Origin of the sequence: Streptomyces roseofulvus (genome assembly GCF_039534915.1) — a bacterium.
Taxonomy (GTDB): domain Bacteria; phylum Actinomycetota; class Actinomycetes; order Streptomycetales; family Streptomycetaceae; genus Streptomyces; species Streptomyces roseofulvus.
The window spans coordinates 1,608,718-1,621,038 of sequence record NZ_BAAAWE010000001.1 but is presented as its reverse complement, the minus strand read 5'-3'; the positions used below and the strand labels follow the sequence as shown (position 1 = coordinate 1,621,038).

Here is a 12,321-nt window from a genome sequence, read left to right as displayed (position 1 = left end):
TGTGTCCCGTCGTCTGTTCACCTCGGAGTCCGTCACCGAGGGACACCCCGACAAGATCGCTGACCAGATCAGCGACACCATCCTCGACGCGCTGCTCCGGGAGGACCCCACCTCCCGCGTCGCCGTCGAGACGCTGATCACCACCGGCCTCGTGCACGTCGCCGGCGAGGTGACCACCAAGGCGTGGGCGGACATCCCCACCCTCGTCCGCAACAAGATCCTCGAGATCGGGTACGACTCCTCGAAGAAGGGCTTCGACGGCGCCTCCTGCGGCGTGTCGGTGTCCATCGGGTCGCAGTCCGCGGACATCGCGCAGGGTGTCGACACCGCCTACGAGCAGCGGGTCGAGGGCGACGAGGACGAGCTCGACAAGCAGGGCGCCGGCGACCAGGGCCTGATGTTCGGCTACGCCTCGGACGAGACCCCCGAGCTGATGCCGCTGCCGATCCACCTCGCGCACCGGCTCTCCCGCCGCCTCACCGAGGTCCGCAAGAACGGGACCATCCCGTACCTGCGCCCCGACGGCAAGACCCAGGTCACCATCGAGTACGACGGCGACAAGGCCGTCCGCCTCGACACGGTCGTCGTCTCCTCGCAGCACGCCTCGGACATCGACCTCGACTCGCTGCTCGCGCCCGACATCCGCGAGTTCGTCGTCGAGCACGTCCTGAAGCAGCTCGTCGAGGACGGCATCAAGCTCGACACCGACGGCTACCGCCTGCTGGTCAACCCGACCGGCCGCTTCGAGATCGGCGGCCCGATGGGCGACGCCGGTCTCACCGGCCGCAAGATCATCATCGACACGTACGGCGGCATGGCCCGCCACGGCGGCGGCGCCTTCTCCGGCAAGGACCCGTCCAAGGTCGACCGCTCGGCCGCCTACGCCATGCGCTGGGTCGCCAAGAACGTCGTCGCGGCGGGCCTCGCCTCCCGCTGCGAGGTCCAGGTGGCGTACGCCATCGGCAAGGCCGAGCCCGTCGGCCTCTTCGTCGAGACCTTCGGCACCAACACGGTGGAGACCGAGAAGATCGAGAACGCCATCGGCGAGGTCTTCGACCTCCGCCCGGCCGCGATCATCCGCGACCTCGACCTGCTCCGCCCGATCTACTCCCAGACCGCCGCCTACGGCCACTTCGGCCGCGAGCTGCCGGACTTCACCTGGGAGCGCACCGACCGCGTCGACGCCCTGAAGAAGGCCGCCGGCCTGTAAGGCGCAGGACGACGACGGAGGCCCGGCACCCCGATGAGGGTGCCGGGCCTCCGTCATGTCAGAGACCGGTGACGCCGCCCGCGAGCAGATCACCGTCGGCGTCCCCGGCCTCCTCCGGCGGCAGCGGATCGCGGTAGCGCTCCTCCTCCTCGGTGGCGAGCCGGTCCAGCGCGTCGGCGCCGGACAGCCGCGCGGCCCGTGCGGCCTCCGCCACACGGCGCAGGAACAGTGACCGCGCGGGATCGTCCTCGTCGAGCCCGAGCCCCTGAAGCGCCGCCACGAACAGGTCGGTGGCCGCGCCGGCGGCCTCGGCCTCCGGAGCCGCGGGTGTGTCGGGCGCCACAGGCGCCACATACGGCTGGAGCGGTGCGGGGATCGGCTCGTCATTGGCGACGGAGGTGAGCTGGGCGAGCAGACCGATGTCGGCCACCGCCTTGTCCACGCGGTCGTCGTTCTTCGCGAGCCACCACACGACCGCGCTGCCGGTCGAGGCCAGCACGTCCTCGCCCAGATAGGCGCGCTTGCTCTGCTCCCACTTCCGTTCGTGCTCCCAGACGGCCTCGTCCTTGCGCACGGTGGCCAGCTTCTCCAGCCGTTCGCGGTCCGCCTCCGACAGCGAGACCTGGATGTTCTCCGCCATGGCGAGCACGCGTCCGGTCGGATCCTGTTCCATGGTGCCGAGCGCGCCCGCCAGCTGGTGCTGGACGAGACTGCCGCGGTGCGGTGGGTGAGTGACGGTGATCGTCCGGGCCCGCGTGAGGACGGCGTCCACCGCCAGGCCCGAGCCGCTGACGTCCGGTGCCCCGTGAGCCACGTCGATCGGCACCCAGCGGACGAGGGCCGTGACGAGGAAGTCGTAGTCGGGGGACGCGCTGGGCAGAGCGACCTCGCGGACGACCTTCTCCCAGCGCTCGACCGGAGGAATGGGCCGGTCCGGCTCCAGAAGGTGCTCCTGCGGGATCGTCGGCCTGCGTCTCCGGGCGGAGAGGGACACGAGCCTCGCGAGCACGAGCAGCGTGAGCGCGGCGGCCGGCCAGCACCACCAGGGCCACGCGGTGCACAGGCCGATGATCACGATCAGCAGTCCGCCGATCAGCGTGAGGAAAGCCGTCAGGATCTTCTGTCCTGAGCTCATTGGGGGTCCCCCTGGTGAAGGGTGGCACGACGACATCGCGCCGGCCGGTACGGAACACGGGAAGAACGGAATCAGGGCTTGCGACGGTGATCAGTCCTGCCGCGCGGGCCTGACGCCCTGCGCGGCGTCCACCAGTAGGCGGACGCCGGCGGCACACGGATACCGCAGGGACGTCACGTACAGGCGATCGAGGGAGGCGGGACGGGACGACGCTGCGCGGACCAGGATGTCGAGCAGCGTCCGGTCGTGGCCGCAGCCGGGGCGGGCCGCCGCCAGCCACTCCTCGGCCGGTCCGAGCCAGTCGGCCGGATCCGAGCCGGTGAACAGCGCGTGCCAGGCGGTGGTGAGAGCGTCGCGGGTCCGCGCGTCGTCGAGGAGCGGGCCCGACCCCGCGCTCGTCTCCAGGAGTACGGAGGTGGCGACGGTGGCGCGGAAGAGGCGCGCGTCCGCCTGACCGTGGTCCTTGGCCAGGCCCTGGGCGAGCCGGTTCAACAGCTTGCGGTACAGGCGGGCGTCCGTGCGGGCCAGCCGCACGAGCCGGTCGTCCGCGCCGGACGTGGGGCCGCTGCGCCCGCGAGCCAGATGGTGCAGGCGTACCAGTGCCTGATCAGGATGGCTCGGGGCGATCACGTCGGCTGTCACGGCGACGAGCACCTGTGCCGTCCGTTCGGCCAAACCGGTGTCCTTCGACCGCTCGTACACGTACTTGCGGAACGTCCGGCCCGTCCGCGGGTCTCCGAGCCCGTGTCCGAGGGCCTGGACAGCGGCTTGCAGCAGCGGGGGATCGCTCCGGCGGGTCCACAGCCGGGCGAGGTCGAGGAGCTGATCCTGCTGTCCCAGCCGCAGGACCTGCTCGGCGAACCCGGCCACGAGCTCGTCACGGTCCTGCCCGCGGAGCCCGGGAAGCAGGAGGGAGGCGTCGACCCAGTGCCGGAAGACGTCCCACAGGTCCGGCCGATTGGTCCAGAAGTGATCGCGGACCGCCGCGGCGAGGCCGGGGCGGCGGAATCTCACGGACCCGTCCGGCTGGACCCCGACGTCGACACGGTCGAGCCGCTCGCTCAGGTCCTCGTGCTCGAACACCGGCCGTTCGTCGTGGGGGTGCGCGACGGTCCTCAGAAGCCCCTGGTGGGCGTGGTGGAGTGCCTCGACCCGCGCACCGGGCAGCATGGCGGCGGTCAGGAGGAGCGCCCGCTGTCCGCCGTCGGTCAGTTTCCGTACCTGGTCCGCGACCGCGTCTCCGGGACGGACCAGCGCTTCGAGCGCGACGGAAGACCAGTGCTCGGGTCGCGCACCAGGCTCGGCGCGCCAGGCCTCGCCGATGAGCGGGGCGAGTCGGCCCACCTCGCTCAGTGCGGGGCCTCCGGCCAGGAAGGTGTGCACGGCCGGTGCCAACTGGTCCGGGGAGAGGACGCCCGACACCTCCTCCGCCCGGAGGGTGCGCATGAGCACCCGTAAGGCGTCGGGGCGCTCGATGACCGCGCGATGGATCACCAGCTCGTCACCGACCGGCGCTCCGTGGGGCAGGATCACCACCAGGTGCGCCTGATGCTCCTGGACGCTCTCCAGCAGCCCGGGGAGCTGACGTCGCAGCGCCGTCCAGACCGTGTGCGGCAGGTCCGAGAGATCGAGCAGCAGCCGGTCGGCGTCGCCCACCTGGTCGCCCGACAGCGCGTATTCCGCTTCGTCGTTCTCCGGCAGGAGACGACGGGCCGTGTGAGGACCCTGAATCTCCTTGAGGAGCATCCGTGCCGCGGTCTCGCGCCCGCTGCCCGGCGGGGCGTCGATCAGGACAGCATGCTCGGCCAGCAGCTTGAGAGCCGCCGCGCGCATGCCGCGGGGCGGGACGAAGCGATGCCCCAGCCAGTCCAGATGGGCGCGGGAGAGGGGTGGCGAGACAGGCCCGTGCTTCACCGAGCCGGTGACCTGGTGGAAGTGGAAGTGGGAGACGTGGTTGTTCTGCGTGCCCGGGCCGGTGTTGACCGGCCCGGTCGGGTTCTGGACCCCCGTGAAGGCCGCCTCGCTCATCGGCCGTCGGCCTCGTCCCTCTCCGTACGCCCGAACCTGTGCGAGATGCCGCCGTGATTGTCCCCGGCCACATAGGCCGCCCCGTCGCCCGTCATGTGCGGGCGGTGCGTGTGGTTCTGGTTGTTCTGCGTGCCGGATCCGGTGTTGACCGGGCCCGTGGGGTTCGTGACGAGGGTGTCGATCCGGCCGATGTCCCGGCCCTGGATGCTGAAGCCGCTGTTGCCGCCGGCGAGCGCGTTCTGGGTGGTCTCCGTTCCGTGGCGGTCGTCCGCCGCGCCGACCTCGGTGTGCCGGGCAGCGAGGCGCGGGACGAGCTGGACGATGGCGTCCCCGATCGCCGCCGTGCCCTCGGTATGGCTCTGCGAGTCGATCCGCAGGGAGTTCAGCTCGGCCAGAGGCGCGAGCTCCGGCGGCAGAGCGGCGGGAGAGAGCCGTTCCGTCCGGCGCCCGCGAAGGACGGGGATCACATGGACGCCGCAGCGCCAGGCCTCCAGGATCTCCACGCGTACCCAGTCGTCCTCCCGGCGTAGACCGGGATGGTCGGCCCACTCGGGGCCGATCACGGCGAGCAGGACACTGCTGCGGCGCACCGCGGTGAGCAGAGCCGAGGGAAAGCGCTCCCCGGGTCGGCCCGAGCGCCCCGAGTAGAAGACGGCGTCGTCGCCGAAGCGGGTCCGCAGGGCCTCGTCGAGGAGGGCGGCGATCTCGTTGCCGTCGCCGGTGCGGTAGTTGATGAAGATCTCAGCCACGCGAGGCTGCCTCTCGTACGGGGGCGGGCTGGAAGGGGTCCTGCAGCGCGGCGGCCAGCCGCGGTGCCAGGGCGTGGGCGTGCGGGTTGCGGGGGTGCCGGGCGAGGACCCGGGCGAGCCGGCGCAGATCCGTCCGGATGGTCCCAGAGGCCAGTGCCTCGCCCTCTCCGAGCAGCGGGACCGCAAGGTCGCAGGCGTGTTCGACCTCGCCCGCGACAGCGTGGGCGAGCGCCCGGCGGACGCCGTAGCGGACGCGCGTACGGGTCGCGTGGACCGGGATCCGTACGACCTCCCGGTCGAGGACTTCGGCGGCCGGACCCGGCAGACCGAGATCGAGCAGGCACCAGCCGGTTGTCATGGCCGACGGGTCGTGGAGGTGGGTGGTGCCGATGACCGGGAGTGTGACCGCGCTGCCGTCCGCGGCCGCCCGGTCGAGCAGCGTCCGTGCCCGGTCCAGTGCGCGCAGGCACGCGCTCCGGTCACCGCTCAAGGCATGCCCCTGGGCCTCGCGCTGGGCGGCGAGTCCCCTGATGCGGGCGGGTAATCGACCGGCCTGGGCACCCTGGACGATGTCGACGGTGGAGCGGGCGTCCCCCGCGTAGAAGGTCACCAGCCCCCGGCGGACGAGCGCGTACGCTTCCAGATGACGGTCGCCCCCGGCGGCCGCGAGGCGCACGGCGTGATCCGTCCACGCCAGGGCCGCCCGCTCGTCGCCGCTCTCCTGGGCCATCCAGCCGGTGTACTCCGCGAACCGGGAGGCGAGCAGGTACAACTCCCTCCCCGAGCGGGTCCCCGCGCCTTCGGCGAGCGCGGGAAGGGCCCGGGTCTGTGCCTCCAGAGCGGGCAGCAACGCGGCCGAGGGAGCCGTCTGGCCCAGTGCCCGGAACTGATCGAACAGCGCGCGCACCCCCTCCACCAGCGGGCTGCCGACCGCGTCCGCGACCTGCTCCACGGCCCGCGTCCCCTGGCCGGCGGCAGCGGGTGGGACACCGAGCGCGAGCGCGGAGACAGCTGCGCCGGCCATGACCCGCCGTCGGCCGAGCAGAGCCGGCCCCGGGCCGGTCGGTGCCAGCGCGGACAGCGCGCCGTCCGCGCCGAGCGCCGTGTCGCACAGGCGGGCCAGCTCGGCGGTCGGCCGCTGGGCACCCGTCTCCACCTTGCTCAGCTGGCCCTTGCTGTAGTGCACGCGGGCGGCCAGACCGTCCAGCGTCATGCCGGCCGCCTGCCGCCTTCGACGCAGCTCCGGGCCGAACTTCGACAACGTGCTCACCTCTCCGCTCCCTCGGGGTCGACGTGCTGTCAGCCTGGGGCCGCCGCCGGCGCGGCAACAAGGCGGTGGCCGCTGTTTCACGTTTCCATCGGCCTGGGGGCGCCGGACAGAGCGCCGATTCGGCCACGGACATGGCCGATCATGGACACCTGGCAGTGTCGGAGGCGTCTGGTAGGTATGGGGCTGTGAGCAGCGAGAAGGAGAATCCCGAGGGGCCCGAGCAGCTCGCGCTCATCCGGGAGACCGTGCGGAAGGCGAAGGTGCCGCGGGCCAAGCCGCGGACCTGGCGGGATGCCGCGCTCGCCAAGGAGCTGCCGGTCGCGCGGGTGGTGGTCAACAAGGGGGCGCTCCATCTCGACCAGTTCTTCGACTACGCGGTGCCCGAGGAGCTCGACGAGGTCGCCCGGCCGGGCGTGCGGGTGCGGGTGCGGTTCGGGGCCGGGGCCGGGCAGGTGCGGGGCGGGCGGCGGGAGGGCGGGCGGCTGATCGACGGGTTCCTCGTCGAGCGGCGGGCCTCCTCCGACTACTCCGGGCCGCTGGCCGCGCTCGCCGACGTGGTGTCGCCCGAGCCGGTGCTCGGACCCGAGCTGCTGGGTCTCGCGCGGGCCGTCGCCGACCGGTACGCGGGGAGCCTCGCCGACGTGCTCCAGCTCGCCGTGCCGCCGCGCAGCGCGGCCGCCGAGCGCCGTTCCTCGCCCGCCCCGCTGCCGCCGCCCCCGCCGCCCGCCGCGGGCAGCTGGGGGCGGTACGAGCAGGGAGCCGCGTTCCTGGAGTCGCTGGCCCGCGGCGGGACGCCGCGGGCGGTCTGGACGGCGCTGCCGGGGCCGCACTGGGCCGAGGAGATCGCCCGCGCGGTGGCCGCCACCCTCGCCTCCGGGCGGGGCGCCCTCGTCGTCGTGCCCGACGGGCGGGCCGTCGGGCGGGTCGACGCGGCGCTCACCGCCGTCCTGGGGGAGGGACGGCACGCGGTGCTCACCGCCGAGGCCGGGCCGGAGAAGCGGTACGGGCAGTGGCTCGCCGTGCGACGCGGCTCGGTGCGGGCCGTCGTCGGCACCCGGGCCGCCATGTTCGCGCCGGTCAGGGACCTGGGGCTGGCCGTCGTCTGGGACGACGGCGACGGCAGCCACAGCGACCCGCACGCCCCCCAGCCGCACGCCCGCGAGGTGCTGCTGCTGCGCGCCGCCCACGACCGGTGCGCCTTCCTCCTCGGCTCCACCGGCTGCACCGTCGAGGCCGCGCAGCTCGTCGAGTCCGGCTGGGCCCGGCCGCTCGCCGCGAGCCGCGACCAGGTCCGCCGGGCCGCGCCCCTCGTCCGTACCGTCGGCGACGACCTCCTCGCCCGGGACGGCGCCGCGCGGGCCGCCCGGCTGCCGTCGCTCGCCTGGGAGACCCTCCGGGACGGGCTGCGCACCGGCCCGGTCCTGATCCAGGTGCCCCGCCGGGGGTACGTGCCCCGGCTCGCCTGCCAGCAGTGCCGGACGCCCGCCCGCTGCCGCCACTGCGCCGGACCGCTGGAGGCGCCCGACCAGCGCGAGCTGCACTGCGGCTGGTGCGGGCGCGAGGCCCCGGCCTGGCACTGCGAGGCGTGCGGCTCGACCCGGCTGCGCGCCCAGGTGGTCGGCGCCCGGCGGACGGCGGAGGAGCTGGGCCGGGCCTTCCCCGCCGTGCCGGTGCGGACCTCCGGACGCGACCACGTCCTGGACCGGGTCCCGGACCGTCCCGCCCTGGTCGTCTCCACCCCCGGCGCCGAACCGGTCGCCGACGGCGGCTACGCGGCGGCGCTGCTGCTCGACGGCTGGGCGCTGCTCGGCCGCCCCGACCTGCGGGCCGGCGAGGAGGCGCTGCGCCGCTGGATGGACGCGGCCTCCCTGGTCCGGGGGCAGGAGGAGGGCGGCACCGTGGTGGTGGTCGCCGAGCCGACGCTCCGGCCGGTGCAGGCCCTGGTCCGCTGGGACCCGGTGGGGCACGCCCAGCGGGAGCTGGCCGAGCGCGCCGAGCTGGGCTTCCCGCCGGTCTCCCGGATGGCCGCGGTGAGCGGTCCGCCCGAGTCCGTGGAGACCTTCCTGGCGGCCGCCGCACTGCCGATGGACGCGGAGATCCTCGGGCCGGTGCCGCTGCCGGTCGTCCGCCCCGGCTCCGCCCGCCGGCCCGGCGACCCGCCGCCCGGCGAGCAGTGGGAGCGCGCCCTGGTCCGGGTGCCGCCGGGCAGCGGCGCGGCCCTCGCGCAGGCCCTCAAGCACGCCCGGGCGAGCCGCCAGGCGCGCGGCACCGGCGACACCGTCCGGATCAGGGTGGACCCGCCCGACATCGGCTGACGCCCGGCGGAGCGCCGGGTACGACGACGGCCGCCGCCCCCTTCGGCCAGGGGGTGGCGGCCGGTCGTCGGCTCCGCGAGGTCAGCCGTTGCGCGGGCTGGGGAAGACGGGCGAGCGGGGCTCGTCGCGGAGGGTGGCGCTCCCCGAGGTGGGCTGCGGCGGCATCGAGCGGGCGGCCGGCACCGACGGCAGCGTGCGGGTCACGCCCGCCTCGGCGCCGCGCTCCGGCTCCACCACGGGCTGCTGGGGCGCCCGGCGGGCACCGTAACGGCGGTGGACGGCCTGCTTGGTGACGCCGAGCGCGGAGCCCACGGCGTCCCAGGAGAAGCCGAGGGAGCGGTCGAACTCGACGGCGGCGGTCACCAGGGTCTCGACGCTGTCGCGGAGCTCCTGGGCGAGCCGTACGGTGGGGGCGGGCGCGCGGCCGTAGACGACGAAGCCCGTGGACGGGCCGGAGCGGCGAGGGCGGTAGACATTGCCCAGCTGGGCCGTGAGCGTGCGCAGTGCGTCCACCTGCCGCCGGACCCGCTCGATGTCCCGCACCAACAGATGCAGGCTCGCCCGGGCTTGGGCGTCGTGGGTTGCGTGGTCGGCCATGTGAAAGCCTCTCGAACCGGCGATGGAAGGGCGTGCCGCAGGGGGACGGCGGCCCGATACGGTCAATCTCTCTTGACCAACGCGCCACCGGGAGTTGGGTCACGCTGCGGGGGCGTACACGCATATGCGCGGGGCGCTCGCCGCCGCGTACGCCCCCTCCCGGCCGGACGCCTAGACTGGTGCGTCGCCCGCAACGCCCCCGGACAGACAGGCAGTCGCCACCCATGAAGCTGGTCTTCGCAGGCACCCCCGAGGTCGCCGTCCCCGCCCTGGACGCCCTGCTCGCCTCCGGCCGCCACGAGGTCGCGGCCGTGGTCACCCGGCCGGACGCGCCCGCGGGCCGCGGCCGGCGCCTCGTCGCCAGCCCGGTCGCGCAGCGGGCCGAGGAGGAGGGCATCGAGATCCTGCGGCCGGCCCACCCGCGCGACGAGGACTTCCTCGCCCGGCTGCGCGAGATCGCCCCGGACTGCTGCCCGGTCGTCGCCTACGGCGCGCTGCTGCCGCAGAAGGCCCTCGACATCCCGGCGCACGGCTGGGTCAACCTGCACTTCTCGCTGCTGCCCGCCTGGCGCGGCGCGGCGCCGGTGCAGCACGCGCTGATGGCGGGCGACGAGGTGACCGGGGCGAGCACCTTCCAGATCGAGAAGGGCCTGGACTCCGGCCCGGTCTACGGCGTGATCACCGAGGAGATCCGCCCCACCGACACCAGCGGCGACCTCCTCACCCGGCTCGCCTTCGCGGGCGCCGGGCTGCTGTCGGCGACCATGGACGGCATCGAGGACGGCACGCTCAAGGCCGTCCCGCAGCCCGCCGACGGCATCACCCTCGCCCCGAAGATCGAGGTCGAGGACGCCCACGTCGACTTCGCCGCCCCCGCCCTCCGCGTCGACCGGGTGATCCGCGGCTGCACCCCGGCCCCCGGCGCCTGGACCCTGTTCCGCGGTGAGCGCCTGAAGCTGATCCAGGCCGCCCCCGTCCCCGACCGGGCCGACCTCGCCCCCGGCGAGCTGGCGGCCGGCAAGAACAACGTGTTCGCGGGCACCGGTTCGTACGCCGTCGAGCTCCTGTGGGTCCAGCCGCAGGGCAAGAAGCCCATGAAGGCCGCCGACTGGGCCCGCGGCGTCCGCATCGCCCCCGGCGAGCGCCTCGGCGCGTGACCCGGCTGCCGCTGCCCGACGGCCCGTGGGAGGCCTGGGAGCTCCGCCGCTTCGACGGCAGCCGGCTCACCCTGGCCGCCGGGGCGGACCTCACGTACCACCACGGGCTCGAGGTGGAGCTGACGGACGTGCTCTACCTCCGGTGCCCGACGGCCTTCATGGACCCGGTCTTCCGCGAGCCCACGGCGGAGGAGCGGGCCGAGGTCGTCCGGAGCACCGGCGAGGAGCCGCCCGTGCTCCTCGCCTTCGAGGCGGACGGCGGCGGCACCGCGCCCGTCCGCTGCCTGCTCGCGGCCGAGGCGTGGGCCGTGCGCCAGGGGCGTTTTCCCCGGTAGGGGGCGGCGGACGTAGGCTGGGTGGGTTCGACCCCTCATTTCGTCACGCGGAGCACCTTTGAGCGAGCAGGCACGTCGCCGTCCCCCCAAGCCCCACCGCCGGCCCAAGAAGGACCCCGTGCGGATGCTCGCCTTCGAGGTGCTGCGGGCGGTCGACGAGCGGGACGCGTACGCCAACCTCGTCCTGCCGCCGCTGCTGCGCAAGGCGCGCGAGAAGGAGGGCTTCGAGGCGCGGGACGCGGCGCTCGCGACCGAGCTGGTCTACGGGACGCTGCGGCGCCAGGGGACGTACGACGCGATCATCGCGGCCTGCGTCGACCGGCCGCTGCGCGAGGTCGACCCGCCGGTGCTCGACGTGCTGTCGCTCGGCGCGCACCAGCTGCTCGGCACCCGGATCCCGCCGCACGCCGCCGTCTCCGCCACCGTCGAGCTGGCCCGGGCGGTGCTGGGCGAGGGCCGGGCGAAGTTCGTCAACGCCGTCCTGCGGAAGATCACGCGGCAGGACCTGGACGCCTGGCTGGCCGAGGTCGCCCCGCCGTACGAGAAGGACGCCGAGGACCACCTCGCCGTCATGCACTCCCACCCCCGCTGGGTGGTCTCCGCACTCTGGGACGCCCTCGGCGGCGGCCGCGCCGGCATCGAGGCGCTCCTGGCGGCCGACAACGAGCGGCCCGAGGTCACCCTGGTCGCCCGGCCCGGCCGGTCCACGGTCGAGGAGCTGGCCGGCGCGGCCGAGACCGAGCCGGGGCGCTGGTCGCCGTACGCCCTGCGGCTCACCGACGGCGGCGAGCCCGGCGCCATCGAGGCCGTCCGGGACGGCCGGGCCGGCGTCCAGGACGAGGGCAGCCAGCTCGTCGCGATCGCCCTGGCGAACGCGCCGCTGGACGGCCCCGACACCCGCTGGCTCGACGGCTGCGCGGGCCCCGGCGGCAAGGCCGCCCTGCTCGGCGCGCTGGCCGCCGAGCGCGGCGCCGCCCTGCTCGCCTCCGAGAAGCAGCCGCACCGCGCCCGGCTGGTCGAGCGCGCGCTGGCCGGCAACCCCGGCCCGTACCAGGTCATCGCCGCCGACGGCACCCGCCCGCCGTGGCGCGAGGGCTCCTTCGACCGGGTCCTCGTCGACGTGCCCTGCTCCGGGCTCGGCGCGCTGCGCCGCCGCCCCGAGGCCCGCTGGCGCCGCCGCCCCGAGGACCTCGACGGCTTCGGCCCGCTCCAGCGCGGACTGCTCACCGAGGCGCTGAAGGCCGTCAGGGTCGGCGGAGTCGTCGGTTACGCGACCTGCTCGCCGCACCTCGCCGAGACCCGGGTCGTCGTCGACGACGTCCTCAAGAAGCTCGGCGGCGGCGAGCTGATCGACGCCCGCCCGTACTTCCCCGGCGTCGACGACCTCGGAGACGGCCCCGACGTCCAGCTGTGGCCGCATCTGCACGGTACGGACGCCATGTATCTGGCACTGATCCGCCGGACCGCCTGACGGTTTCCGCTGGTCCGTACCCGTACGTCCGGTGCCGGAAGGGCCGCGGACCGG

At 74.7% G+C, this 12,321-nt stretch carries 10 protein-coding genes; 5 read left to right on the top strand and 5 right to left on the bottom strand.

What is annotated here, in order from left to right:
- Position 1 precedes the first annotated feature (1 nt).
- Positions 2-1,210 (top strand): methionine adenosyltransferase, encoded by a 1,209-nt coding sequence (gene metK / locus ABFY03_RS07395; protein WP_031005593.1) that lies wholly within the window; start codon positions 2-4, stop codon positions 1,208-1,210.
- 58 nt (positions 1,211-1,268) lie between these two features.
- Here metK and ABFY03_RS07390 read toward each other — a convergent pair whose 3' ends face one another.
- The 4 genes from ABFY03_RS07390 to ABFY03_RS07375 form a co-directional block, all read right to left on the bottom strand.
- Entirely contained in the window at positions 1,269-2,345 is a 1,077-nt protein-coding gene (locus ABFY03_RS07390) for a hypothetical protein (protein WP_346169529.1), read from the bottom strand.
- A gap of 90 nt (positions 2,346-2,435) precedes the next feature.
- The gene (locus ABFY03_RS07385; RefSeq protein WP_346169528.1) at positions 2,436-4,373 is read right to left on the bottom strand and encodes a hypothetical protein; all 1,938 of its coding nucleotides are present in this window, start codon (positions 4,371-4,373) and stop codon (positions 2,436-2,438) included.
- Entirely contained in the window at positions 4,370-5,122 is a 753-nt protein-coding gene (locus ABFY03_RS07380) for a toll/interleukin-1 receptor domain-containing protein (protein ID WP_346169527.1), read from the bottom strand. The genes ABFY03_RS07385 and ABFY03_RS07380 overlap by 4 nt, the downstream gene beginning before the upstream one ends.
- Positions 5,115-6,392 carry an NsdA family TPR-like regulatory protein gene (locus ABFY03_RS07375; RefSeq protein WP_346169526.1) on the bottom strand — a complete coding sequence of 426 codons (1,278 nt, stop codon included), beginning with the start codon at positions 6,390-6,392 and terminating at the stop codon, positions 5,115-5,117. The genes ABFY03_RS07380 and ABFY03_RS07375 overlap by 8 nt, the downstream gene beginning before the upstream one ends.
- Positions 6,393-6,523: 131 nt before the next feature.
- Between ABFY03_RS07375 and ABFY03_RS07370 the strand changes: the two genes are divergently transcribed.
- The gene (locus ABFY03_RS07370; protein WP_446697018.1) at positions 6,524-8,707 is read left to right on the top strand and encodes a primosomal protein N'; all 2,184 of its coding nucleotides are present in this window, start codon (positions 6,524-6,526) and stop codon (positions 8,705-8,707) included.
- 81 nt (positions 8,708-8,788) lie between these two features.
- On the opposite strand, the gene ABFY03_RS07365 is transcribed toward ABFY03_RS07370, so the two are convergent.
- The gene (locus ABFY03_RS07365; protein ID WP_319009803.1) at positions 8,789-9,304 is read right to left on the bottom strand and encodes a hypothetical protein; all 516 of its coding nucleotides are present in this window, start codon (positions 9,302-9,304) and stop codon (positions 8,789-8,791) included.
- Between the two features lie 224 nt (positions 9,305-9,528).
- Here ABFY03_RS07365 and fmt point away from each other — a divergent pair, with 224 nt between their 5' ends.
- The 3 genes from fmt to ABFY03_RS07350 are packed head-to-tail and all read left to right on the top strand — an operon-like array spanning position 9,529 to position 12,267.
- Positions 9,529-10,461 carry a methionyl-tRNA formyltransferase gene (gene fmt / locus ABFY03_RS07360; protein ID WP_319009802.1) on the top strand — a complete coding sequence of 311 codons (933 nt, stop codon included), beginning with the start codon at positions 9,529-9,531 and terminating at the stop codon, positions 10,459-10,461.
- Entirely contained in the window at positions 10,458-10,796 is a 339-nt protein-coding gene (locus tag ABFY03_RS07355; protein ID WP_346169524.1) for a hypothetical protein, read from the top strand. Before fmt ends, ABFY03_RS07355 begins: the two co-directional genes overlap by 4 nt.
- Positions 10,797-10,854: 58 nt before the next feature.
- Positions 10,855-12,267: an RsmB/NOP family class I SAM-dependent RNA methyltransferase gene (locus ABFY03_RS07350; RefSeq protein ID WP_319009800.1), complete on the top strand. Its 1,413-nt coding sequence runs from the start codon at positions 10,855-10,857 to the stop codon at positions 12,265-12,267.
- Positions 12,268-12,321: the final 54 nt, after the last annotated feature.

Coding starts and splice junctions, on each gene's coding strand:
- ABFY03_RS07390 (WP_346169529.1), bottom strand. CDS start 2,345: ATGAGCTCAGGACAGAAGATCCTGACGGCTTTCCTCACGCTGATCGGC.
- fmt (WP_319009802.1), top strand. CDS start 9,529: ATGAAGCTGGTCTTCGCAGGCACCCCCGAGGTCGCCGTCCCCGCCCTG.
- ABFY03_RS07370 (WP_446697018.1), top strand. CDS start 6,524: ATGGCCGATCATGGACACCTGGCAGTGTCGGAGGCGTCTGGTAGGTAT.
- ABFY03_RS07385 (WP_346169528.1), bottom strand. CDS start 4,373: ATGAGCGAGGCGGCCTTCACGGGGGTCCAGAACCCGACCGGGCCGGTC.
- ABFY03_RS07365 (WP_319009803.1), bottom strand. CDS start 9,304: ATGGCCGACCACGCAACCCACGACGCCCAAGCCCGGGCGAGCCTGCAT.